Below are 25,052 nucleotides of genomic sequence, written 5' to 3'. Positions count from 1 at the left end.
TTTTAACGTATATGGACATTGTTGATTGCTTTGTATGCTTATTCTTATTAAGCGGCGCGGTGTTTTTTAATTTTTTCACTGTCGCCATGTTTAAAGTTATGCTTGGTAAAAGTAAAGGCACTTATTTACCGGGCGAAGAAAAAGATGCTGATGTAGATGAAAAAATACACCACATAGAAAACCTGATGAACTACGACCCATATAAAGCAGGAAGGGATTTTTAAATGAGTACGCAGATCTATAAGGAATATTTAAGCGGAGTAAATTACAAAAATGAGATGGGGCTATATAACACCGTTGATGTAAACGAGAGGTTTTATGCAGGCACCCAATGGTACGGCATACCCAGCGAAGGGCTGCCTACACCCGTATTTAACTTTATTAAGCGCGGGGTAGACTGGAAAGTTGCCCAGGTAAAAGAAAGGGCATTAGCTATATCCTACTTTGCTTCGGGCGTTGGCAGGGCTGTTAGCGCATCGGAAAAGAAACAGGAAGTTTTTGCAAAGCTGTTAACAGAGTGGGCGGCTGCCGAGTGGGAATATTTAAAAATGGATTTTTTAAACCTCGAAGGATTAAAAGACGCGGCCATTTCGGGAGACTATCTCCTTTATTTTTATTGGGACGTAAAAAAGAGCACAGCCAATGGATTTAAGGGAGACATAAGTGCGCAGATAATAGACAGCGTTAACTACTATCCGGGGGATGTAAACGAGCCGAGTATTGAAAAGCAGCCGTATATCATACTTGTATTTCGTTCTTTGGTAAGCGAAGTAAAAAAGATGGCGGAGGAAGAAGGGCTTTCAAAAGAGGAGATAGATATGATCCGACCGGATAACGAGTATGAATACCAGGCAGGGGACATGGCAAAGACGGAAAATGGGGAGAAGTGCCTGGTATTTTTAAAGATGTACAAGCAAAAAGATGCTTCCGGTAGCGAATACGTCTGGTTTTTAAAGAGCACTAAGGATGTAACCTTTAAAAAACCAATAAAGACAAAGAACCACTTATATCCGATAGCCAAGATGAGCTGGTACTTTAGAAAAAATTCTGCTTTTGGGAGCGCAGAAGTTTCTTCTTTGATCCCAAATCAGGTTTATGCCAACAAGGCTATGGCACTTAATATGCTACACTTGATACAGTCTGCTTCGCCAAGGGTAATATTTGATGCAACCAGGATAAAGAAATGGAGCAATGCACTTTCATGCGCTATACCGGTTATGGGAGACATCGGCGGTGTAGCTTCTTATATGCAGCCGCCTACGCTTTCTTACGATACGTATAAGATGTTTGATATAGCAAAGGCTACATCACTTGAGATGATGGGTGCAAACGAAGCGGTTTTAGGTAATGTAAACGCGACTAATACCTCTGCTTTTATCGCAGTCCGCGAAAGTGCATTAACGCCGATAGCCAGTATACAAGAGCGGTTTTATAACATGGTTGAAGACGTAGCGCGAATTTGGCTAGATTTCTTTTTCGGTTACTATACGGCTAAAAGGCCTGTCCGAATAAAAGGCGGCGATGGCTATAACTATGTATATCTACCGAAAATAGGATACGAAGCGGAGAGCTTTGAGCTTAAGATAGACGTTGGCCCAGCTGCGATGTGGAGTGAAATAAATACCGTTAACAACTTAAGTTCACTTTTAAGCGAGGGCGTTATAAATGAGCAGGAGTACTTAGAGAGGCTGCCGGATGGGCATATACCTGACAAGGAAGGGATAATTGAGCGTATTAAGAAGGAAAAAGATATAAGCGGTATTGATAAGTAAGACAAAACCTTAAATAAAACGATATAAAAAACTTCTTTTGAAAGCCGGTTTCTCCGCCCCAGACATTTAACGGCGGTTAAGGTTTTAAAGGAGTTTTTTAATTTAAAAGAAAGGAATGGTGAAAATGAAAGTCTTAGATAAAGATAAGGCTACTTTAGGTAAAGCGCTTTATGAGCTTACAGACGAAGAAGACAAAGAGGGCATTGCTGATAATGAGATGCTTGAAACGGTTAAGGAAGCCGCCGAAAGTGAAGATACTACGGACAGCATTGTAAAAAGCGATGATCTCTTTGAGGCTGAGGATAATGCAGATGCAGTTTTAGGTGACTTGCCGGTTAGCGATATCGTTAAAGGCGTTAACGAGATATTTACACTGTACGATGATGTGGAGCTTTCCGATATACCGGATGAAGTGCTGGTATTAGCTAAAGACGGGAATTTAGCGGCGGCTTTTGGGGCGTATAAGGTAAGAGAGCTTAAGGGAGAAGTTAAAAGGCTTTTAGGAGCACTACAAAACTCAAAAACAGACGAAAATGCGAAGCTTTCCATGGGCGAAGTAAAAGGCGCACCTAAAAATTCAAGCATTACTCAAAAGTGGCTCAATTATGCCAACACAAAGGATATTGAGGAAAATTGGGATAGGATTTATCCATTGATAAAATCCGGGAAGTTAAAAGCCTTTTAAGGCTTAACTTAAAAGAAAATAAACTTTAAAGAGGAGAGGAATTTATGAGTTATTCAAACTTCAGGCCAGAAGTATGGTCTAAAATACTTTTGACAGAGCGTGACAGGGAATGCATCTTAAGGAACTTATGTTATACAGGGCCGTATCTTGGCGAAATTAAGAAGATGGGCGATACCCTTCATATAGCAGGCATCGGCCGCCCTACAATCCGTAGCTACGAAGAAGGCACTCCGCCGACAAGGGAGACTTTAAGCGATTGGGTTAAAACTTTGGACATAGATCAGGCTAAATACTTTGATTTCAAAGTCGGCGATATCGACCAGACACAGGCAGCAGGCGATATTTTAGGTGCACAGTTGATAGAAGCGCGCCGCGCTATGGCTGCAACGATAGACGATTATTTAGCAGGGCTTTACAATGCACAGGTAGGCATAGATGAAGAAGAAGATCCCATTTATGTGCAGACTGTAAGCGAAAGTGCTTTTAATTCTGCAAACGCATACTCAACTATAACACTGGCGGAAGAAAAACTACGTGAGGGCAATGTCGCTTCTAATATGGAGCTTTCTTTAGTTGTTCATCCCAAAGTCTATTCTAAGCTGCAGTTAGCAAAAATAATCTACGGGCGGCCTAATGAAAGCGTTGTTGACAACGGGAACGTCGGCAGTGTGCTTCCTTTTAAGGTCTATGTTTCAAACGCCATAAAGGTGACACAGGAGACTGTTGGCGAGGATACTGTGGACCATTACCACTGCCTTGCCATGACTAAGCAAGCGATAGCTTTTGCAGAGCAGATACCGCCTAAATCAATAGAGCAGTTCCGTGACCCGGACGACTTCGGCACGGTAATAAGGGGATTTAGCTTATATGGGGCTACCATCCTTCGTCCTAGCGATATAGTGCATCTTGATTTGACTCTTGCAGATGAACCAGAATAATAAAAAAAGCAAAGCGGGAGAAGAAAAAACTTCTCCCTTCTTTTGCTTTTTTTAATGAGAGAGGAGAAAAGGGATGATAGCCAACCAAATCTATATAGCGGCTCTTGCTTTACTGGACGAAGTCGACGAGAACGGCGACATTATTAACAGCCCGTCTTATTCTAAAAAAGCGGTTTCAATAATCAATTTGCTGTTACTTGAAATAACCAGCGCACTTTTAATAGACTCAATTAAAATAGATTCTTTAGTAGACGAAATAGAAATAGACAATTCAAGCGCAACCAGAGCGCTTACATATGGGCTGGCTGCTCAGTTTTCGCTATCAGACAAAGACGGAGCACTGTATAACGAGTTTTATTCAGAATTCAGGCGTGCTTTAAACGAACTTGCCATGGCCCCAGAGCCCATTGAAATAAGCGTATTTGGATTAAATGGAAATGCGGGGAGAAGGTTATGAGTGATACTGAACTTTTAAGGCTTTCCAGACGTATCAAGGAGATTAAAAAGGAAAGTATATTTTCATTAAGTGATATATTTACTGTAACTTATCCGAGTAATCAGGCCGTTTTAAAGCTGGGAGACGAACTTGGCATAATATTTGGCAGGATACCAAGTACAGACGTTCCTTATGGCGGATATGTCGCCACTACTATATCGCATATGTCACTCTTTGAAAATGCTCCTATAGCCATCCTGACGGCGCCTGTTTGCAATACTTACGTTCATATCATGATAGAAGCGTTCGTTAAATTAAGTGACGCGACGTCGACCACGATAATGATGCGCCATACTTATGCCGATTCACTGTATATGGGAGCTCACTATGCTATAGTAGGGGCCCTTAAATGATTTAAAGGAGAGCATGTATGATAACGAATACAAGTTACTATGAATTCAGCCTCCCGCAGCTAAACGGCGGAATAAATTTAAGGGAACAGCCGTTTAAAATAGAGGATAACCAATCCCCGGATATGCTAAACGTTTGGTTTAAAGATAGAATTTTGTCTTCCAGATGGGGCCAAGCTTTAATAAGAAATTTCGGAGCAGAGATTTTGGCAGTGTCTCCTATGTTTAAAGACTCTTTTGTATTCAACCTTCCGGGAAGTTTATATAAGTGGGATGAAGAAAATGATACCATATCCGAAATAGCGCAAGTTTCATCAAATGCCGGCACTTTTCTTTTATACGGTGGGTTTTTATACTTTATAAACGATGAAAACATCTATAAGATAGATTCTTCATTCAGCGTTTCAGCTATTATTCCTTATATACCGACCGTTTATATCAACGTTGCGCCGGATTTTTCAACTTCCGATGCTCTTGACGCCTATAATCTTATAGGAGGAGGCTTTAAAGTTACTTATAACGGCGATGCGGCCTCTACAGTATATAAGCTACCGATGGGAGAACTGGACGCTACTACTCCTGAAATCTTAGTAGATGGTGAGATAGTAACTGCATTTACATTCAGTGCACAAAACGGTACAGTAACTTTTACGTCCGCGCCATCTATCGGAACAAACAACGTAGAGATAGTAGCATATAAGACGGTAAGCAGTGATAAGGAGAAGATTTTAAACTGCAAGACATTTATAGCATTCGGTGGAGAATCACAAAGCCTAGGCGGTGGGACTCGTATATTTGCCATGAAAAATGAGGAATACCCGTATACCATTTGGCGGAGCGGACTTGGCGCAAACCAGGGGCCGGGGATAACCTACTTTCCGGATACTTCTGTTGAAACACTAGACCAAAATTCTGAAGCGATTACAGGCGCGGCAAAACAGGGCGGGGCGCTTATTATCTTCAAGGAAAGGTCTATTTTTTCCATAGGATATGAGTTCGACGGAGAAGATGTTTACTACCCTATAAACGAGATAAATTCAAGTATAGGCTGCGACATGCCTTTAAGCGTTCAGCTTATCGACAACAGGCTTATTTTTTTTAATAGTGAAAGCGGCGGGTATGCACTTATTTCAACGGACGGGCTTAGCGAAAATGCCATAAAGCCGATTTCGGGAAACATAAACGGCGGCGCATCTTTCGGACTGCTCAATATGGATAAGGACGATTTAAGAGCAGCTACGTCTATAGATTTTGAAAGGAAATATTGGCTGAATGTAGGGGGGCAGGTGTTTTTATGGGACTACGATATATCCCCATATTATAATTATAGTGACTATGAAAAAGCGCAGCGGCGCCTTACATGGTATAGGTTTGACAATATTGTTGCAAAGCCTTTTTTTATGTCACAGAGCCTTTACTGTGTGAATGACAGCACTGTAACCGGCTTTATCGAAAGAAAAAGTGATTTTGGTGAGCCTATTGCCAAACGGTGGAAAAGCAAGGCGTTTGACTTTGGCAAGAGCAATTATTTAAAGACTATATATAGGATTTATCCTTCTATCAGGACGGACACTAACTCAAATATAGAGCTGTCTATTATAGACGAAACGAAAAACACTGTATTTAATACCGAAATAGAATCAAAGGCATTTTCGTGGGGCGAAAATAACTGGGCAGACTTTACGTTTAACGTGTTTCGTTTTGCAAAGCCCATAGAAATCAAGAGCAACCTTAAAAAAGTTATATATTTACAGCTTGACATAACAAACGATAAGCTCTACCGCGATATCGGCGTTTCAGACATCATAATCAAATATTACGTAAATAAAACCATACGGAGGTAAAAAAGTATGGACAGATTAAATTATACTCCTGCAAACGGCCTTTTGGATAAAACTGCATTTCCTACTTATCCGGAGGACGAAACAGCGGCAAGAAACCAATTTCAGACGCTGTTTAACCAGGTAAAGGATTTTGTAAACAATACCTTAACGGTACTCGAGGGCAATGTAAGTGGCAGAAACGGAGCAGGGGAGATAGGCTCTATCCCCATATCCGGTGTTGATGGGGACACGGTCTATGAACAATTGTGCGATTTAAAAAGCCAGCTTGACGGAGTTGCTTTAGGGTCTGTTCCGGACCTGTCTATAACGACAGATAAAATAGCTACCGGTGCTGTCACTGCCGAGAAATTAGACCCAGACGCCATTACAGCAACACTTCAGGATGGGTCTGTGACTACGGAAAAGCTAGACTCACAAGCAGTTACATCGGATAAACTGGCAGACGCTGCCGTAAATGCGTATAAGATAGAAGATAACTCTATAACTGCGGCAAAACTTCAGCCAAGCGCGGTGACAGCATATGCTGTTGCGAGTACAAACGGCGTGGCTTCAAATATATCTATAACTTCGGGCACGGCAACAAACATACAGCTGAACGACGGTGCACTTAAGTTTGCGCCTAGTGCCACTTATAAAGGAACTTTAACGGTAAATTCAAACGGAACGCTTATATTTTCAAGAAGCGGAGATTCAAATATCTACTGCGTAACACTTTCGCTTTTTGGCACTTCGTCTACACCGCCAAGCGCAAGTTCGGTCATACCTTATACCGAATATAAGCAGTACGTTTAATTAAGGAGGGAACCAATATGGCTATAGATTATAGCGACTATATGTCCAGCATGACTGCTAGTACACTTCCATCTGAAGAGGAGATAAAGAAGCGCTATTTAACTGCTGTTGAGACTAATAAGGCTAAAAACACGGCGGAGGCGGAGGCTGAAAAACAAAGCATCCAAGATGAGATAAATGCTCTTTCTAAAAAGTATCAGCCTCTATCAAACGAAGCATATTTAACCGCTGCTAAAACTAATAGGCAAAATGCCGAGAATTTGGCCAATATGGGTCTGTCTGCCGCCGGTGGAACATCTCAGACACTTAAAAACAGGCTGGATACTGAGCTAATTAATTCTATTCAAAGTATCAATCTTAAGAAATCAGAAGAGCAGGCTGAAAAAGAGAAAGAAATAAAGGAAATAGATGCGGCCACTGCGGCTAAGAATGCCGAATATGAGCAGGAGGCAAGCGAGGACATGGCAGATGAGCTTAAAAAAGCAAAGGAACGGATATATAGCATTGCACTTACGCTTCTTAATAAAAAATACATAACTAAAAAGCAGTTCGAAGAGATGACTGGGTTAAAAATTACTTCGGCATCCGCGGGCAGTTCTTCATCGTCATCAAAAAAAACTTCTTCGGGTAATACAAGCGTTTCCAACGTTAATTTAAATGACATGGCACGGCAGGGTGTTTTAGACGCTGTCAATGCTATCGTTTCTTCCCGTTAAAGAGGGGGTTAGGTATGGCAACTTATTCAAAAACAGCATCTTATGGCAGCCGTGTTACACAAGCTATAAGCGGCTCTTCAAATGGCAGGGCGACTTATTTTAACGTTGGTAAATCAAGCGGAGGGCTTGAGGGAAGATATTTCGTCTACTTCGATCTAAGTGAAATAAACAGCAACGCAATAATATCGTCTGCTACTTTAACTATTAACCAGTATGATGATTCAAATGACTGGTCGGCCTCTGTTAATGTAGACGTCAGGCGTGCTGCATCGTCTTGGAATGCTAACAGTATTACGTGGAACAACCAGCCAAGCGTATTTAGCGCTCAGGATTCAGCTATTACTATATCCGGTATAGCGACACGCTCTATAAGCTTTGACGTTACAAATGCAGTTAAAAGTGCGGTTTCGCTCAGTAATTACGGTTTTAGGATAGCGGCAGTTAGCAGCTCAAATTCTACTGCAAAGTACTTCCGTTCTGATACTTATTCTTCAAGCAGCCTGCAGCCGAAACTTACTGTTTCATATACGCCTATTTTAGAGCGCGTTGCTATAAGCGGGAGCTACCGGGACGTGGTTTTAACTCAGGTACTGATAAACGGAACATGGAGGAGCGTATCTTCAAAGAAAGTTTTGATAGACGGAGTTTGGAGAGGTATCTACTAGTAAACTTAAGGAAAGGGGCAATTTAAATGGCCTATAAAGAAATTTCTAAGGAAGAAGCGCTTGCTTATCTTGATTTTAGCAGCGCAAACAGTAAATGGAAGACGCTTTATCAATGTTCATCCGAGGAAGCTAAGCAAAAAAATATAGATTGTTTAGATGAGCGTATAATTAAACGTCTTGGTGCACTGGCAAAGGATTACGGCAAAAAAATAGCTATAAGCATGGGGTTCAGGCCTTCTTCTTACCAGGAGATGTTAATTGAAAGAAACTTAGGAGTATGGAGCCCTTCAAAGTGCAAAATAGGGAATGATTTGGTCAGTAACCTAAAAGGCTGGGTAAGCGGCAACTTTTCCGTCTGTGCAGCGCCGGGGACTTCCAACCACAACAGCGGTGCAGCTGTAGATTTAGGCAGTTCATGGGCCATAAGCCTTGGCAATTCAAAGCTGGAACCATATGGGCTTATAAAAAACGTGGACAATGAAGACTGGCACGTTGTTTTAATGGAGCTTAAGGATCTAAAAAAATACGACAGAGTCAAATACGCTATAGAAAATGGATTCGAGCCGGTCTTAGCGCCGTGCAGGGATACTTATGTAAGCGGTAGATATGTCCGCCGTGGTGCAAACGTGGCTTTAGTTCAAAAACGACTTTATGAACTTTCGTTTTTTAATGGCACTGTAGATGGGGTATTTGGCGATATTACCAAAAGTGCGGTTAAAGCATTTCAAAGTTCCGCCGGGCTTACAGTAGACGGCATAGTAGGCGCCAAGACTATTGCCTCATTAATTAACAGTTCAGTAGTTAAAGAAGAGTTTATTATCTCACGGCTGTTAAAGCTATCAAGCCCGATGCTTAAAGGTGAAGACGTTAAATGGCTGCAGAACAAGTTGAACAAAAATGGAGCTGGTTTAACGCTAGACGGGATATTCGGTAAAAAGACAAAGGTAGCAGTAAAAACATTTCAAAAGTCTGCCGGGCTTACGGCAGACGGCATAGCGGGAAAAAATACGGTAACGGCTTTAGGGGGCCGTTTTTTAAGTTAAACACAAAAATGCATTAAATAAAATATTATTAATTGTAGGAGGATATGGATATGCAAAACAGATTTAAATCCTGGGCACTATGGGTATCAGTCGCCGCACTAGTTGTATTCTGCGTTAAGCAGTTTGCCGGCGTAGACATCGGAGACTTTATGAACGGCCTTTTAGACGTGCTTTGTCCGGTGCTGGTGGGCTTTGGTATCATTAACAATCCGACGAGTAGCGAAAGCCTCTAGGGGGGCTTGATGTATGAATAATACGGAGGAAATAATCATGCAGCACTCAACCGAAATAGCTAAACACGAAGAGAAAATAAAGACTCTTACCGAGCAGCAAAAAGAGATACGCGAACTTGCAAAAAGCACGAATAATTTAGCTATAGCTGTTGAGAAGTTAGCCGAGCAGTTTAAAAATGTAGACGCAAGGTTAGGAGTCATTGAAAACGACAGGCGGTACCGCATCAATATTGTCTGGTCATGTATAGTAACCGGTATGATAGGTGCCGCTATAACGTTTTTTATGACATCGCTTTTAGGGTAGGTTTTATTACCTGCCCTTTTTTTATTGGGAAAAATCACACCTTGTCCACAGGAATTGTGGATAAAATAGGGGAAAATTACTTTTCACCCCTTATCTATACATTCATCTGCGGTTTTATCCAGCCTTAAGCCCTTATATACCGGGTGGCGGATAGAGCTGCGCGTTTTAACCATATAAGAAACAGTGCAGACTAATGTTGGTTTAATCCATACAGCTTCGCTGTTTTTTCCGCCTTTAGGGTAGGTTTTAAAATACGGTTTTGCTATTTTTTCATGTTTTGCTATAATTGAAAAATCTTCTTTTGATATGCCAAGGGTCACATGGCCTTTATATAAAAGCTCTTTTTTGGTATTAAACTGTCCGATCACAAGGCTTACAACATAGTCTGCTTTTAATATATACCCGCATATTATAAAATCATCGTCTAAAAGGTTTTTTATCTTGATCCACTCTTTTGTACGGGTACCCGGGTAGTATATGCTGTCGGCTTTTTTGGCAACTATACCTTCCAGGCCGTTTTGATTTGCTAAATCGAAAAACTCTATGCCTTTTTCAGGTAAAAACCTGCTCAATGCAATTTTTTCGTTTTCAATCAGGTTCTTATTTAAAATATCTTTGCGCTCAAGAAGCGAACGGCCAGTTATGTCTTTATCTCCTATGTATAAAATATCGTACACAACATATGAAGCGGGATATTTACCTGATAGCAGCTCTATCCTTAGTTTATTTGAAGTTATAAGCCTTCTTACTATCTCATAAAAATTTGGTTTCCCGTCAATAGTCACGATAAGTTCCCCGTCTAGGATACAGCGTTTTTTTATCTGCCTGTTAATATTTCCAAGCTCCGGGACTTTTATAAGCAGTTTGTTGCCGCGTTTATTGTATAGTTCGATGTCATTTCGATTAAGGTATGCTACACAGCGTTCACCGTCTAATTTCAATTCGTAAATGTAATCCGGGTCGTTAAACGGGTCTGCGCTTATGCTGATAAGCATAGGCTTAACCGGCCTTCCCAGGTTAAAATCTATCATCTGTTAGCCGTTTTTCTCGGTTTGGCCGCTTTTTTAGGGCTTTTGTTTTGTTCTATGCTGGCCTTTAGGGCATCCATTAAGTTTATGACGTTGTCTTGTTTTTTAGGCTTAGGCACAGAGATTTCCTTGCCGGCTATTTTAGCCTGAATGAGTTCCCTTAAACGGGATTGGTACTCGTCTTTATAAACTTCCGGTTCAAACGGCTTATCTATCGTCTTAATTAACTCCTTAGCCATTTTCACTTCCTCATCGCTTATATTGGTATCAGGCATGGATTTTGGTATTTCCTTTATCTCATCCGCAAAGAACATAGTTTCAACAAGTATTCCTTCTTCAGTTGGGATTATACAAAGCAGAGTCTCTTTGTTTCCCATAACTGTTTTGCCGATTCCCACTTTGTTTTCCTCAAGCATGGCTCGACGCAAAAGCTCAAATGCCTTTTCTCCTCCGGCCTCGCCTATTGCATGATAGGTCTTGTCGTAGTATATGGGGCGGATGGAACTTACATCTGTGAAATGCAGTATCTTGATAGACTTGTCTTTTTCCGTTTTTATTTTTTCAAAATCCTCGTCTGTCACTATAACGTATTTGTCTTTATCGTATTCAAAGCCCTTGACGATATCTTTAGACGTTATTTCCTTGCCGCAGGAAGCACAGACTTTTTTATAACGAACGCGGCTTAAGTCTTCTTTGCATAACTGGTTAAAGTGTATTTCGTTGTCCTGCGTTGCTGTATATAAGCTTATTGGAATATGTACCAGCCCGAAAGTTATCGCGCCTTTATATGTAGCCGCCAAAATCATCACCTCTTAATTTTTTTATTATTATTGGCTAAAAAGCTAAATAATATAGGTGTTTAAAGGCAGTAAATTAAATTTAAAATTAAAAATTTATTCATAATTAGGCTACTTTTTTTCAGCTTTGTTTAAGGTTAAATGATTATTATCAAATAAACCATTATACAAATAATGTAAAAAATAGGAGAAAAAACTATTATGGGAAAAAAGAAAACGAAAAATAACATATTTATAAAAATATTTCTCGATATAATATTATTATCAACGTTTATTTTACTTATGGAATCAAAGGCAATCAGCATGGCATTTCATGAGATTGCGGGTATAGTTATCGGTATATTATTTTTAGTCCACAAACTGCTTAACTTAAAATGGATTAAATCCGTAACAAAGAACCTGTTTGGCAAGAAGATAGGGTTTAAGACCCGTTTTCAGTATATCTTAGACGTATTACTGCTTTTAGGCGTTTACACAATAATAATAACCGGTATACTTATGTCTCAGGTGCTTTTTCCAAATACGGGAGGAACTTCTTCTTTTAAAGGGATACATACTGCGGTTTCATATATCTGCATAATACTGATAGGATTACATGTAGGGCTTAACTGGAAATGCGTTATGAATGCATTTGCCCGCATGTTTAGGGTAAAGAGAGAAAGCAAAGCAAGGAAATGGTTGCTTCGCGGTGCAACTTTTGCTTTGGCCTTATGGGGAATTGCAAGTATTGTGCTTTCTGGTTTCTTTTCAAATATCGGGCTTGCTTTTGCATTGAACAGTAACAGTACGCCAAATTTTCAGAATAGGAACCAAAACCAAGGCGGAGGATTTGGCAAAGGCAAAAACTCAGACAACGAAAATGGCAACTCAGACAGCGATTCTGATAATAGTCTAGATAATGATTTAGATGATACGTCTGATAATAACAGCTCAGACAGCACTATAAATAATAGTGTGGATAATACGGCAGATACGGCAGACCTAAACAAATACCTTTCCGGGCTTAATTGTACCGGATGCTCAAAGCACTGTTCGCTGCTGTATCCGCAGTGTGCTACGGGGGTTATCCAGCAGCAGGAGGCTATTAAAGAATTTGAGGCTTCAAACACTTCGTCAACTGAAGGTACTTTATATAGCGAGAATGGCAGCAGCTATCTTGAGATAGGCTCTAGCGTCTATACCCTCTCAAGTACAGATGAAGACTCAAGCGGTAGCTCATCATCTGCACCAAGCATTACAGATGACGGACAGCCTGGGGATACGTTTGATCCGGACAATGCTGAAATACCAGACGGGCAATCTATCCCTGAAGGAAACAACTTATCTAACGGGCTCAGAAACGGGCAAAGCCAGGGAGTTCTGAATGTTATTTTAACATTTGCTCCAATAACATGGCTTTTTGGAACGATAGGGTATCTTTTAAGCCTGCTACTGAAACGGAAAAAAGTAAGTGCTGAACCTAAAAAAGAATCATGCGAATAAAAAAGCTGGAAAAAATCCAGCTTTTTTATTCAAACAAAACACAAAGGGAAGAAGGTGCATATTTTAATATATAAAAATTTAAGGAGGTTTTTTATGAATCAATATAATTATAAGGCCATGGCGATGGTAAAGGGCAGCGCCGATGCGCCGGACCTTAACGGTACCGTATGGTTTATGGAAACGCCCATAGGCGTACACGTAGACGCAAAAATATTCAATTTGCCGCCTAATAAAACAGGCTTTTATGGTTTTCACCTGCACGAAGTAGGAAGCTGTATTGAGCCGGATTTTGAAAGCGCAAAAGGGCATTACAATCCGGAAGGGTACACTCATCCTATGCATGCGGGAGATTTCCCTATGCTTCTAGCGACAGACACCATGGATGCGTACCTCTCATTCGTCACTACGCGCTTTGCATTGAAAGACGTTATTGGAAGGTCTGTTATAATACATATGGATAGGGACGACTATACATCCCAGCCGTCAGGAGATGCCGGAAAACGTATCGGTTGCGGAGTCATCAAAGCGATGTAGATACATTTGGTTTATGTTGGGATATAAGTACGAAAGTAAAGCGCTTAGGCGGTTAGCTTAAGGGCTTTTTTAATTTATTAATATTGACAAATGAGTAATCATATAATATCATTAGACCATGTGGTTTAGACCATTCGGTCTAATTATTTAAGGAGGGTGATTATATGCAGTGGTGGGTATGGCTTTTAATAGCGGTGGCAGTTATCGTGATTGGCTATTTAAAGATAGCATTTTTTAAAAGCTTAAAGAAAAAGAGAGAACGCAAAAAATTTACAGATGAGGATTAGAAAGGGAAGTTGAGTTGGAAAAAAATTTTAACTATACTTCTTTACTTGGAGAGGGTAATCCGCTTTTAAAGTATAAAGAGCTTTTGGAAGAAAGCTTAAATGAGTTTTCAAAAACAAAATTTGAAGATGCTTCGCTTAATGACATATTAAAAAGGGCTCACATGAGCAAAGGCAGTTTCTATCATAATTTTGGAGATAAATTCGGGCTTTATTTGGCTTTGATGGCCATAGTAGTAAAAAAGAAGATGGATTTCTTCTCATCGGAGATGGAACTAAAGCAATATAGTGGGGATTTTTTTGGTACGATACGGGAACTGGCAAAAGCGACTATGGACTTTATGTTCGTCGATAAAAGGCTGCATGATTTATCTAACAGGTACATGGAGGTAAGCGACGAACTAAAAAGCAGGATTATGGAATTTTTTCCATATGATTTTAACAAAGTTTTTGGCGGGCTTATTAAGTCTGCAATTGAGTCCGGCCAGATAGAGAGCCGTTTTTCACCGGACTTCATTTTAAAAATGTTAGAAATTTTACTTACAAATTCCTATAAGCTGATTTCTATTAATAACGGAGAGGCTGAGCTTATAAAAACGCTGAATGAGCTTATGGAATGTATGCAATACGGCATTTCAGCCAAGAAGGAGGAAAAATAATGTCAAGTGCATTTACTATTGAAGACCTGCGGTTCAGATACCCGACATCAAAGGAGGATACGATCAAAGGCGTCTCTTTCGATGTAAAAGAAGGAGAGATTTTCGGGCTCTTAGGGCCGTCTGGTGCAGGCAAGTCTACAACGCAGAAAATTTTAATCAAACTTCTTGAAAACTATAGGGGCAATATTGAGTATTTTGGCAAAGATTTAAAGGCCAAGGGCAAATCCTTTTATGAGGAGATAGGCGTTGGGTTTGAAATGCCGGTGCATTTTTCAAAAATGACTGCAGCCGAAAACTTAAATTTCTTTTCAGAGTTTTACAAAAACAAGGCAAACGTAAAGGAGTTAATGGAAAGGGTAGGCCTATGGGAGTATAAAGACATTAAAGTCGGTGAGTACTCAAAGGGCATGAAAGTTAGGTTAAACTTTATACGGGCAATGCTAAATAACCCAAGAGTGCTGTTTTTAGATGAGGTTACAAACGGCCTAGACCCTAAAAATGCTTACGTAATAAAGGAAATGATAGCAGAGTTTAGGGAAAAAGGCGGTACGGTATTTTTATCCACACACTTGATGAACGACGTCGAACAGCTCTGCGACAGGATAGCGTTTTGCGTAGACGGTAAACTACACGAGATATCTACACCAAGGGACCTAAAGTTAAAATACGGCAAACGCGAAGTTAAAGTAGAGTATAGGGAAAACGGAGACGTGTTAAGCGAGACTTTCCCGTTAAACGGTATAGGTTCAAACGAAAGGTTTAATTCCGTTTTAAAGGATAAGGAGATAGAGACTATACATAGCGGAGAGACCTCTATGGAGGAGATATTTATTATCGTGACGGGAGTTGATGTAAAATGAAAAATGTGATTAGGCTTACACTGGGCGAGTTAAAACGCCTCGTTGCGTATAAAATATTACCTATAAGCCTGGTCACAGGGCTTATTTGGATAATTATCTTCCTGTTTATTTCAAAAGAAGATGCATCTCATATCGCGCCTTTGCTTATTTTTGTTGATATCTGTATGATGTCTATCCTTCTAATAGGCGCATCGCACCATTTAGAAAAACAGGAAGGAACGATAAACTCTATGATGATCATGCCGGTATCCTTAGGTGATATACTGTTTGCAAAAGTTGTATCGTCACTGTTTTTAGGTTTAGAATCTGCAGTTGTCATATCCGCTGCGCTGTTTTTCATACACGGCGTTACATTTAATTACGGCTGGCTGCTGCTGTTTGTTATAATTGCGGGTGCAGCACATACTGCTATTGGGTTTTTTCTCTCGCTTATAAGCAAAGATTTTACTTCCATGTTGGGGCTTATGATGGCCTATATGCTACCGTTTACAATACCGACAATTTTGTTTGCCTTTGGCATAATTAACGCCAAATACGAATGGCTACTTATGATATCGCCGTCGCAAAGCGCAGCTGAGCTTTTTTCCTTTGCAGTCTCAGGAGAGATGGAAACAGCAAAGATGATTTTTGCATGCATATACCTTGTAATATTATCTGTTATATTATATAGGTTCGTGGTGTTACCCAGGTTCAAAAACAATGCGGTGAGGGGGTACTAGAAATGAACAAGTATATATATTTATTAAAATACGAGTTTAAGACAATAGTGAGAGATTCTATGAACCTCTTTATGTGCATATTCCCTTTGGTCATTCTGTTTTTGTCTACGGTTATATTCCCAATGGTATTTAACACTACTTCACCAACAGACGATGCGACAACTAAAGTTGCTATGCTGCTGTTTTTGATAGTTATTCTTGCTTTTGGCGGGTTTCTAGTGGCCGCAATGGCAACTTTCCTGCTACTAGACCATAAAGATGAAAATACACTTAGTACGATAGCAGTGACGCCGCTCGGTGCTTCTGGTTATGTCAAGTTTAAGATGACTTATATCTACATAATGTCCGTTATAAGCACCATTATGATTTTTCTCGGTACAAAGCTTTTAGCAGGAGATGAATACGCCATCGGGGGCGTATCTATATTTGATACTATAAGTATTTGGCATATAATATCTTTTGCAGTTGTATCTGCTTTGTTTGTTCCGGCTCTGGCGCTACTTCAGGGCGCATTTGCCAAGAACAAAGTCGAAGGTTTTGCATACATAAAAGGCACCGGTATGATTGCCTTAGTACCTGCATTGCTTATCTTAGATGCTTTTTCAGGCGGCCTTCAGTATCTGCTTGGGATATTCCCAAATTTTTGGGCGCTTAAAGGTATAATGTTAGAACTGTTTCCAGAAAACAATGCAGCTAACTTAAGTTACCCGGTGTATTTAATTATTGGTGCGGCATACAACATCTTATTAATTGTAATGGCCTACCGGGTCTTCCTGAAAAAAGCCAAATATTAAAAACAGGCTAAAGCCTCTGCGTGGTTTAACCCCAGGGGCTTTTTTATTATAAATTTTTAAAGGAATGTATTTTTAAAAATTGAGAAATAATAGTAAAAGAATAAAACCTTAGAATTTATGATTAGGAGAACAAATGGATAAAAAAAATGAGGGGCTTTCAGCCTGGCAGTTAACAACTTTAGCAGTAGGGACAGTTATAGGAGGCTCATTTTTCTTAGGGTCGGCTGTGGCTATAAATGCCGCAGGGCCTTCTATAGTGCTTTCATATATAATCGGCGGGGCGCTTGTTTATTTCATTCTCTTTGCACTTTCTGAGATGACTGTCGCCAACCCGGCTGTAGGTTCATTCAGGAGCTTTGCCTCTGAGGCTTTCGGCAAAGGCACGGGGTTCGTAGTCGGCTGGGTGTATTGGACGGGGATGGTCCTTGCAATGTCAAGCGAGGCAACGGCAGTATCCATTTTGATAAGGGCGTGGATACCAAATGCCTCTATACCTTTGCTTGGAGGCATTATAATAATCGCGATTACTCTTATTAATTTAATAGGGGCAGACAGGCTGTGCAAACTTGAAAGCGGCCTTGCCGCTATAAAAGTTTTGGCGATAGCTTCTTTTATAATATTAGCTGTTTTAATAATAATCGGCATAATAGGCGGCACACCAATAGGCCTTGGAGAAATAAATAACGAGCCGCTTTTACCGGGCGGTATCGGCAGCCTTGCCGGAAGCATGTTAATAGTTATATTTGCCTATGCGGGCTTTGAAATAATAGGGCTTGCAGCTTCTGAATCCGCAAACCCAAAGGTGACAGTGCCAAAGGCAATAAATTATACGGTTTTATGCCTGGTGGGATTTTATGTTTTGTCTGCCGCGGTGCTTTTGCCATTGATACCTACATCACAGCTAAACGAAAGCGTAAGCCCTATGGTCGCCGCACTTAACAGGTGGGGCATAGGCTGGGCCGGTACTGCAATAAACATAGTCTTGATAACAGCTATACTTTCAACCATGCTGGCAGCCATGTTCGGTTTAGGGCGGATGATGCGGTCTTTGGTAGACGAAGGCCTTGCACCCAATTTTTTGAAAGACAAAAAGGACGTGCCATATAAAGGTATACTTTTTTCCGGCCTTGCTATGCTAGTTGGACTTGGTATAGGAATATTAATGCCAAGGGTCTATTTGTTTTTGATAAGCTCGGGCGGGTTCGCGGCACTCTTTACATATATGATTATAATGGCCACTCATATGAAATTCCGTAAAAAGAATGGGTGCCCACCAGATGGAAAGTGCCAGTTAATAGGTTATCCTTATACCTCCATTATAGTTTTGATATGCCTTATTTTAATAATCATTTCCATGCCGTTTATTGAAGGGCAGGGCATAGGGCTTATTGCCGGCTTGATAATAGTTGCTTTATATACAGCTATTTATTTAAGTATGAAATTTAGGAATGTATCTAAAGGCAGAAGGGCCGTTTACGAGACATTTGATAGGAAAAAATACAAGGTCAAACTTTCAACAGAGTTTTCAAGGGAAATAGGAGTTTACACAAATAAAAAAAGAAGAAATACCCGTAAAAAGTTTCATAGATTTTAGTTTTTGATTTAATATATCCATAGCCGAAAAACTTCGGAACAACGTTGAAAATCATAACAAAAAAGCAAGAATAATCTCGAAAAAGCAAGAAAAATCACGAATCAACAAAAAGGCAAAATTTTATTTTGGCTAAATATATTTTATTTTGGCATTTAATTTTCTATAGGCATTTAAGGCTATTGACTTAAATCCAGGGCGTATGCTAATATTGATATGCGCGCCGAAGTGATGGAACTGGCAGACGTGACGGACTCAAAATCCGTTGATAGTGATATCGTGTGGGTTCGAGTCCCACCTTCGGCACCACAAAAACCGCTTAAATAGGCGGTTTTTTAGTTTCTTGGCATTTTTAGTTGCAAATGAAATTTTCAAGGCGCAAAATGGTTTATCACAAGATGTTTTTATCTATATAAATTTCATCTTGTTTTATTTTCTGAACACGTATCGGTGCACCTCCAATCAGGAAGCAAAATTAGTCCTATATATATTGAGAGGAGTAGATGGCAGGTTATTTTAATATAAGGATAAAGCAATAAGCGTGGTATAATTAAAGGGTTATTGATACTTTAATTCACATAACTAATTAAGAATCCAGGGGTAAATAAATGATAAAACATAAAGCTGTAATATTTGACATGGACGGTACGATCTTAAACACGATTGAAGATTTAGCAGATGCACTTAATTTTGCGCTTAAAACAAATAAATTTCCTAAGCGCTCGCTTTTAGAGGTTAAAAGCTTTGTCGGCAATAGCATCCGCACTTTAATAAAGCGCAGTGTTCCGGATGAAATTAACGATGATGAGGTAAAAGCAATTAAACGCCGATTTTACTGAATATTATTCGGTGCACTGTGCAGATAAAACCAAGCCTTATGAGGGGATTTTAGAGCTAATCTCAAAACTCAAAAAAGAAGGATTAAAGACTGCAGTAATTTCAAATAAAGCTGATTATGCCGTGCAGATTCTTTTAGAACAGTATTTTAACGGCTTGTTCGATGTTTCTGTTGGGGAAAGAAGCGGCGTACGCAAAAAGCCTGCTCCGGACACGGTCAACGAGGTGCTTAAAACTTTAAACTGCAGCCCGGATGAGGCCATATATGTGGGCGACTCAGAAGTGGATATTGAAACGGCGAAAAACGCCGGGATTGAATGTATAATTGTTGGATGGGGATTCCGTGACAAGGATTTTTTAATTGCACACGGCGCAAAAACTGTCGTATCAGATCCGGCGGAACTGCATCGTATGCTATCAAAATGAAATTTAAAGATATAGCTTTTAATTAAAATATTTACTATATAGCATGAATAAAAAAGCCGCATCATGATGCGGCTTTTAACTTTTTTTGCGTTAGTTGCTAGGCGTAAGCTGTATTGTAGCATCGTCTGCAAACATCATATAAAATTCAGCTCCATTTTCAAAATAGACGTTTTTAAACTCCGGAGCATAAGTATACTCTCCGCTAGCACCAAGGGCTTCCTTTCATATCTGTATTTTAAGGTGGGTTATATTAAGGTACAGATTTAAACCTGTACTAAAATTTTAATTTAAACGCTGCCGCCAGGCAGATTATTGTTTTCATTCGGGCCTTGTGGTGTATTTTCTTCAATTGGGTCGTTTCTTACAGTAATGAGCCATGAAATAACTGCGCCCAATCCGGCAAATGCGAATGCGAGAAGATAAATATAAAGTTCCGCCATACCAGCAGACGTACCGATTATAGCTCCTAAAAATTCCAACCCGAACCATAGAATAATTGTGTATGCAATTGCCATGCCGCCACTTTTTCCACGAAGCTTGGCTTTTTTAGAATTGCTACGGCAAAGTAGCCATACTAAAATAATCTCTAACATGCTTTTCCTCCCGCTATTTTTAAATTAAGGGCTGTATTTAAGTTTATATAAATATTATACTACATATCACTATATTATTGAATAATTGTTAAGATTAACGATATTGGCTGATGCAATCTATAAGTATATAGTTTTACAGGCAAATATCTGTATAATTCTTTAATTTTTAATATATTATATTTTATTAGGGCAAAGAATTTACGATAAATAAAAAAGCCCGATGTATCGGGCTTTTTTATTTATTAATTGTCTTTCTTATTGTCACTTTTGGGTTCGTCTAGTTTGGCTGTTTTATCTTTTTTACGTTTTTTCATAGGTATTATTATGGCAAGTGCTATACCTGCCAATATTATTAACACTGGGGATGCAGATAGTAAGAATATCAAGACATTTTTAATAAAGAACCAAAGCCCGCTAACGACGCTGTTAAACCCAGCGGCTACTTTTTGCCAAAAGCTCAAATCAGATTCATCTAAAGCAGTTGTACTCGTATTTATCTCTTCAAGTGAGATATTAATGGTGGCATATTCTATCAAGTTATCGTATTGTTCTTTTACGGAGGTGTAGCTCTCAAGCTCTATCGTTGCATCGTTTAATTCTTTATCTATAGTTATTATATCTTCGATGGAGGTGGCCTTTTTAAGAAGCGCCTGCAAGCTGTCTATACGGGCAGAGATATTTTCAATACGGGTCTCTACATCCATGTAGCTTTGAGTCACGTCGCTTCCTGCGGTACTGTTTGCAGTAACTTCAGCTAATTCAGATACATTATCTACAAACTCCTGTGACTTATCAACAGGTACCCTGATAGTCATATATATATAACGCCCAGGGTCGGACAAGTCCTCGGGTTTAGATCCGGTTTCAGAGGCATTTTCTATGTATCCGCCATACTGATTGATCATGGATTTTATAGAAGACATATTGCTGTCGTATTCTTTTGTACGCATTGTAAGCGAATAGGAATAGATGATTTTTCTATTAGTTTCACTGTTAACAACGTTTTCAAGGATAGTGGATTTTGACTCATCCTCATTACTGGCAGATGAATCTTGAGTTATGGTATTGCTGCCATATTCAGTTATTCCATCCGTGTCATAATTCGGAGTTTCTTCTGAGTAATTTCCGCATGCAGCAAAGGAAAGCACTAATATAATTGACAATAAGAAAAGTAAAATCTTTGATTTTTTCATAAACACAACCCCTTTAATGAAATAGGACTAATTTATATATTAAGACGTTTATAGTATGTATAAAGTTTCCATAAATCATAAAAACTGGTTTATAAAAACCTAGTTGAAGTTAAGGTGAAAATTTGCTATAATACTAAAAACATTTATATTTAAGCGGGGACCTTTTAATGCCACATGAGAACGCCAAACTAATAAAACAGGCTGTTTCTGGCGACAGTGAGGCGCTAGAGGAGGTCTTATCCTGTTATGAGAAGAGAGTTTATAACATAGCCTATAGGGTTATGGGAAACGAAACAGATGCACAGGACGCTGCGCAGGAAGCGCTGACTAAGGTTTATTTGAATATAGGCAGTTTCGGGTTTAGATGTGCATTTTCGTCCTGGGTATATAAATTGACGGTAAATACCTGTATAGACTTGATAAGAAAAAACAAGTATAATACGTACAATAAATCTATAGAACTGGATAGCTCCTTTGGCAACGAAATAGTCGACAAATCGGCCGGCTCCAATCCGGAAGATTTTTTACATAATTTAGAACTTTTAGACAACATACTGTCGGAGCTTTATAAACTTAAGGTTAATGACAGGATAGCCATAGTACTAAAAGATATCCAGGGGTTTACCTATCAGGAGATATCTGAAATTACGGGCGTATCTGTTGGTGCGGTTAAATCGCGTTTGTTTCGTGGAAGAGAAAGGCTTAAAAAGCAATTAAAAAACAGCCTCTAAAAAATTTTTAATATATAAAAAAGGCAAGGACTTATTTTAAATAAAGGTCCTTGTCTTTTTTATAGCATAATTTGTCATTGGGATGAAAAAAGGTTATTTGCCTTATACATTTTATAATTTGTATGGTAAAATAATATAGATATAAAAAATTTTAAGGAATACTTATCTTATGAAAAAACTTTTGGTAGTAGACGGGTTCAGCTTAATGTTCAGAGCATTTTATGCGATACCTATGTTAAGTAAAAATGGGGAATTTACAAATGCAGTTTTTGGGTTTTTCTCCATGCTATATCCTGCTATAAAGGACATAGAGCCTGACTATTTGGCTGTTGCAATGGATAGCCCAGGAAAGACATTTAGGCACGAAGACTACGCAGAGTATAAAGCCAAAAGAAAAGAAACGCCAAAAGAACTTTTAAGCCAATTCCCGCTTTTAACTAAAACACTTTCAAAACTAAATATACCTATTTTAGCAAAAGAAGGTTTCGAAGCAGACGATTTTATAGGCGCGGCCAGCGTATCTGCAAAAGACACAGGTGTTTTTACATATATAATAACCGGAGACAAGGATCTGCTCCAGCTTATAAATAAAGACGTGAACGTTCTGCTAACGAGAAAAGGCATAAGCGATATAGTCAAGATGGACGAAGGAACTTTATTTGACACGTATAGCTTGACTCCGCCGCAAGTTATAGATTTTAAAGCCTTAAGCGGAGATCCTTCTGATAATATACCGGGTGTTTTAGGCATAGGGGAAAAGACGGCGACAAAGTTGATTTTAGATTACGGAAATATAGACAATATCTATGCTCATATAGATGAGATAAAAGGCAAACTCAAAGAAAAGCTGCTAAACGGAAAAGAATCTGCCTATTTAAGCCAAAAACTGGCGACAATAGATACCTGTTGTGAAAAAGTAGATTTAAAGTCGCTTAAATTTAATGGGTTAAACGAGGAAGTATGGCGGCCGGTATTTGAGCTGCTTGGGTTTAAATCCTTGCTAAAGCGCATGTTCAGCGAGAAACTGATAGAAGCAAAGAAGACTTTAATAGAAGATGAAGCGGTTTTAAATCGCCTTATAGATAGCATAGATGCCTCAGAGGATCTGGCATTTTTATATAACAGCGATGAGATCTCATTTGCAGTTTCAAAAGAGGAAGATTTCGTATTTCCAATAAAAGGCATTCTAAAAAGTCTTGATTTAAATACGATATTGAAAAAAGTATTTGGTGCTTCCAAAGGCAAGTATAAAGTGACCCACGATTTTAAAACGGCTCAGCATATGATTGAACCTCACATAGGCAGTCGGATTACTATAGATTTCGACACGATGATAGCAAAATACGTTTTGGACCCGAATAGTAAGGATTATTCAGCAAAAAAACTTTGCGAATCTTTTAACGCTTCCATGTGCGCTGCATCGCTTCTTGGTATAGCAAAAAAACAGCTTGAGGAATTAAACAGCGAGGAATTGAATAAAGTCTACTTTGATATTGAAATGCCGCTTATAAACGTACTTTACGATATGGAAACCATTGGTTTTAGTGTAAATAAAGACCTGCTTTTAAGCATGGCTGACGATTATGAGAAACGTATATCCAGTTTAGAACAGGGGATATACGAGGATGCCGGAGAAGAGTTTAACATAAATTCACCCAAACAATTAGGCGAAGTGCTCTTCGTTAAAATGGGGATGCCTGCTTATAAGAAAGTAAAAAGCGGATTTTCGACAGACGCGTCTGTATTAGAAGGGCTTTTTGGAATGCATCCGATAATTGAGAAACTGCTTGAATTCAGGCAGCTAAGCAAGATCAAAAGCACATATATAGATGGGCTTTTAAGCCAGATAAGCGAGGGAAAGATACATACTACATTTAAGCAGGAGGCAACAGTTACAGGTAGGATATCTAGTACAGAGCCAAATTTGCAAAACATTCCCATTAAAACGATGGAAGGCAAAGAGATACGCAAAGTTTTTATTCCGTCTCAAGGATGTGTCTTGGTATCGGCGGATTATTCTCAGATAGAACTCAGGCTTTTAGCTCACGTTTCAAACGACGCAAATATGAAGCAGGCATTTTTAGATAATTTAGACATACATGCGGCTACGGCCGCACACGTATTCAATGTACCATTAGACGAAGTAACAGAGGCAATGAGGAGGACTGCAAAAGCAGTCAATTTCGGGATAGTATATGGCATTAGCGATTTTGGCCTTTCAAGAAACTTAAAAATTTCACAAAAGCAGGCAAGCGAATATATAAAGGAATATTTTTCAGATTTCAGCGGTGTAAAAGAGTATATGGATGAAATTGTAAAGCAGGCGCAGAAAGACGGATTTGTAAGGACTTTGTTTGGCCGCAAAAGAAAGATAGATGAGCTTTATTCACCAAACTACAACATACGCGAGTTTGGCAAAAGGTCTGCGCTCAATACGCCGATACAGGGAGGAGCCGCAGATATAATAAAGATAGCTATGATACGTGTTTACAATGCACTTTTAAGCAAGAGCCTAAAATCCAAGCTTATTCTACAGGTCCACGACGAACTTATAGTAGATACATTGGAAGAAGTGGACGAGGTAAAAGCCATATTAAAGTCTCAAATGGAGGGAGCGGCAAAGTTAAGTGTTCCGCTAAAAGGATATGTAAGCGTAGGTAGCGATTGGTACAGTGCAAAATAACTG

General features: G+C 39.4%; 29 protein-coding genes and 1 tRNA gene. 26 read left to right on the top strand and 4 right to left on the bottom strand.

What is annotated here, in order from left to right; all coding sequences use genetic code 11:
• The first annotated feature begins 11 nt into the window (after positions 1-11).
• The 13 genes from R2876_02025 to R2876_01965 all read left to right on the top strand — a co-directional run bounded on the left by R2876_02025 (position 12) and on the right by R2876_01965 (position 9,838).
• A complete protein-coding gene (locus R2876_02025; protein MEZ4357397.1) occupies positions 12-224 on the top strand; it encodes a hypothetical protein in 213 nt (70 codons plus the stop codon).
• Positions 225-1,772 (top strand): hypothetical protein, encoded by a 1,548-nt coding sequence (locus tag R2876_02020; GenBank protein ID MEZ4357396.1) that lies wholly within the window; start codon positions 225-227, stop codon positions 1,770-1,772.
• Between the two features lie 124 nt (positions 1,773-1,896).
• Complete coding sequence (locus R2876_02015) at positions 1,897-2,457, top strand: hypothetical protein (GenBank protein MEZ4357395.1); 561 nt, start codon at positions 1,897-1,899, stop codon at positions 2,455-2,457.
• Between the two features lie 44 nt (positions 2,458-2,501).
• Complete coding sequence (locus R2876_02010; protein ID MEZ4357394.1) at positions 2,502-3,395, top strand: hypothetical protein; 894 nt, start codon at positions 2,502-2,504, stop codon at positions 3,393-3,395.
• A 73-nt stretch (positions 3,396-3,468) separates the two neighbouring features.
• Positions 3,469-3,852, top strand: coding sequence for a hypothetical protein (locus R2876_02005; protein MEZ4357393.1), 384 nt, complete (start codon positions 3,469-3,471; stop codon positions 3,850-3,852).
• On the top strand, positions 3,849-4,244 hold the full coding sequence (locus tag R2876_02000) for a hypothetical protein (protein ID MEZ4357392.1): 396 nt from the start codon (positions 3,849-3,851) through the stop codon (positions 4,242-4,244). The genes R2876_02005 and R2876_02000 overlap by 4 nt, the downstream gene beginning before the upstream one ends.
• 17 nt (positions 4,245-4,261) lie before the next feature.
• A complete protein-coding gene (locus R2876_01995) occupies positions 4,262-6,085 on the top strand; it encodes a hypothetical protein (GenBank protein ID MEZ4357391.1) in 1,824 nt (607 codons plus the stop codon).
• Between the two features lie 6 nt (positions 6,086-6,091).
• Positions 6,092-6,877, top strand: coding sequence for a hypothetical protein (locus R2876_01990; GenBank protein ID MEZ4357390.1), 786 nt, complete (start codon positions 6,092-6,094; stop codon positions 6,875-6,877).
• 17 nt (positions 6,878-6,894) lie between these two features.
• Positions 6,895-7,593: a hypothetical protein gene (locus R2876_01985; GenBank protein MEZ4357389.1), complete on the top strand. Its 699-nt coding sequence runs from the start codon at positions 6,895-6,897 to the stop codon at positions 7,591-7,593.
• A gap of 14 nt (positions 7,594-7,607) precedes the next feature.
• On the top strand, positions 7,608-8,258 hold the full coding sequence (locus R2876_01980) for a DNRLRE domain-containing protein (GenBank protein ID MEZ4357388.1): 651 nt from the start codon (positions 7,608-7,610) through the stop codon (positions 8,256-8,258).
• Between the two features lie 26 nt (positions 8,259-8,284).
• On the top strand, positions 8,285-9,301 hold the full coding sequence (locus tag R2876_01975; GenBank protein ID MEZ4357387.1) for a peptidoglycan-binding protein: 1,017 nt from the start codon (positions 8,285-8,287) through the stop codon (positions 9,299-9,301).
• A 50-nt stretch (positions 9,302-9,351) separates the two neighbouring features.
• Positions 9,352-9,534, top strand: coding sequence for a hypothetical protein (locus R2876_01970; protein MEZ4357386.1), 183 nt, complete (start codon positions 9,352-9,354; stop codon positions 9,532-9,534).
• A 13-nt stretch (positions 9,535-9,547) separates the two neighbouring features.
• Entirely contained in the window at positions 9,548-9,838 is a 291-nt protein-coding gene (locus R2876_01965) for a hypothetical protein (protein MEZ4357385.1), read from the top strand.
• Between the two features lie 83 nt (positions 9,839-9,921).
• Here the strand turns inward: R2876_01965 and R2876_01960 are convergent, their stop codons facing one another.
• The gene (locus tag R2876_01960) at positions 9,922-10,869 is read right to left on the bottom strand and encodes an RNA ligase family protein (protein MEZ4357384.1); all 948 of its coding nucleotides are present in this window, start codon (positions 10,867-10,869) and stop codon (positions 9,922-9,924) included.
• Positions 10,866-11,666 carry a Ku protein gene (locus tag R2876_01955; protein ID MEZ4357383.1) on the bottom strand — a complete coding sequence of 267 codons (801 nt, stop codon included), beginning with the start codon at positions 11,664-11,666 and terminating at the stop codon, positions 10,866-10,868. Before R2876_01955 ends, R2876_01960 begins: the two co-directional genes overlap by 4 nt.
• A gap of 198 nt (positions 11,667-11,864) precedes the next feature.
• Here R2876_01955 and R2876_01950 point away from each other — a divergent pair, with 198 nt between their 5' ends.
• The 11 genes from R2876_01950 to R2876_01900 all read left to right on the top strand — a co-directional run bounded on the left by R2876_01950 (position 11,865) and on the right by R2876_01900 (position 19,849).
• The gene (locus R2876_01950) at positions 11,865-13,145 is read left to right on the top strand and encodes a DUF4405 domain-containing protein (protein ID MEZ4357382.1); all 1,281 of its coding nucleotides are present in this window, start codon (positions 11,865-11,867) and stop codon (positions 13,143-13,145) included.
• Positions 13,146-13,238: 93 nt separating this feature from the next.
• Positions 13,239-13,679, top strand: a complete 441-nt coding sequence (locus tag R2876_01945) for a superoxide dismutase family protein (protein MEZ4357381.1) — start codon at positions 13,239-13,241, stop codon at positions 13,677-13,679.
• A gap of 164 nt (positions 13,680-13,843) precedes the next feature.
• Positions 13,844-13,966 (top strand): hypothetical protein, encoded by a 123-nt coding sequence (locus R2876_01940; protein MEZ4357380.1) that lies wholly within the window; start codon positions 13,844-13,846, stop codon positions 13,964-13,966.
• Between the two features lie 14 nt (positions 13,967-13,980).
• Positions 13,981-14,622: a TetR/AcrR family transcriptional regulator gene (locus R2876_01935; protein ID MEZ4357379.1), complete on the top strand. Its 642-nt coding sequence runs from the start codon at positions 13,981-13,983 to the stop codon at positions 14,620-14,622.
• Positions 14,622-15,482: an ABC transporter ATP-binding protein gene (locus tag R2876_01930; GenBank protein ID MEZ4357378.1), complete on the top strand. Its 861-nt coding sequence runs from the start codon at positions 14,622-14,624 to the stop codon at positions 15,480-15,482. Before R2876_01935 ends, R2876_01930 begins: the two co-directional genes overlap by 1 nt.
• Positions 15,479-16,201 (top strand): ABC transporter permease, encoded by a 723-nt coding sequence (locus R2876_01925; protein ID MEZ4357377.1) that lies wholly within the window; start codon positions 15,479-15,481, stop codon positions 16,199-16,201. The genes R2876_01930 and R2876_01925 overlap by 4 nt, the downstream gene beginning before the upstream one ends.
• Before the next feature lie 2 nt (positions 16,202-16,203).
• Positions 16,204-16,995, top strand: a complete 792-nt coding sequence (locus tag R2876_01920) for a hypothetical protein (protein ID MEZ4357376.1) — start codon at positions 16,204-16,206, stop codon at positions 16,993-16,995.
• 133 nt (positions 16,996-17,128) lie between these two features.
• On the top strand, positions 17,129-18,589 hold the full coding sequence (locus R2876_01915; GenBank protein MEZ4357375.1) for an amino acid permease: 1,461 nt from the start codon (positions 17,129-17,131) through the stop codon (positions 18,587-18,589).
• A gap of 219 nt (positions 18,590-18,808) precedes the next feature.
• A tRNA-Leu gene (locus R2876_01910) sits at positions 18,809-18,895 on the top strand.
• 299 nt (positions 18,896-19,194) lie between these two features.
• Positions 19,195-19,425 (top strand): HAD hydrolase-like protein, encoded by a 231-nt coding sequence (locus R2876_01905; protein MEZ4357374.1) that lies wholly within the window; start codon positions 19,195-19,197, stop codon positions 19,423-19,425.
• Positions 19,426-19,435: 10 nt separating this feature from the next.
• The gene (locus R2876_01900) at positions 19,436-19,849 is read left to right on the top strand and encodes an HAD family hydrolase (protein ID MEZ4357373.1); all 414 of its coding nucleotides are present in this window, start codon (positions 19,436-19,438) and stop codon (positions 19,847-19,849) included.
• 287 nt (positions 19,850-20,136) lie between these two features.
• Here R2876_01900 and R2876_01895 read toward each other — a convergent pair whose 3' ends face one another.
• Together R2876_01895 and R2876_01890 are read right to left on the bottom strand one after the other, a co-directional pair.
• Positions 20,137-20,442, bottom strand: coding sequence for a hypothetical protein (locus R2876_01895; protein ID MEZ4357372.1), 306 nt, complete (start codon positions 20,440-20,442; stop codon positions 20,137-20,139).
• A gap of 242 nt (positions 20,443-20,684) precedes the next feature.
• Positions 20,685-21,635 carry a DUF4349 domain-containing protein gene (locus R2876_01890; GenBank protein ID MEZ4357371.1) on the bottom strand — a complete coding sequence of 317 codons (951 nt, stop codon included), beginning with the start codon at positions 21,633-21,635 and terminating at the stop codon, positions 20,685-20,687.
• A gap of 167 nt (positions 21,636-21,802) precedes the next feature.
• Here R2876_01890 and R2876_01885 point away from each other — a divergent pair, with 167 nt between their 5' ends.
• Positions 21,803-22,366, top strand: a complete 564-nt coding sequence (locus R2876_01885) for a sigma-70 family RNA polymerase sigma factor (GenBank protein MEZ4357370.1) — start codon at positions 21,803-21,805, stop codon at positions 22,364-22,366.
• Between the two features lie 169 nt (positions 22,367-22,535).
• Complete coding sequence (gene polA / locus R2876_01880; GenBank protein ID MEZ4357369.1) at positions 22,536-25,049, top strand: DNA polymerase I; 2,514 nt, start codon at positions 22,536-22,538, stop codon at positions 25,047-25,049.
• Positions 25,050-25,052: the final 3 nt, after the last annotated feature.

This window comes from Eubacteriales bacterium, from assembly GCA_041390245.1.
In the GTDB taxonomy this organism is placed as follows: domain Bacteria; phylum Bacillota; class Clostridia; order Christensenellales; family JAWKQI01; genus JAWKQI01.
Note: the sequence above shows the minus strand (reverse complement) of the source record. Positions and strands in the feature narration are given on the sequence as shown.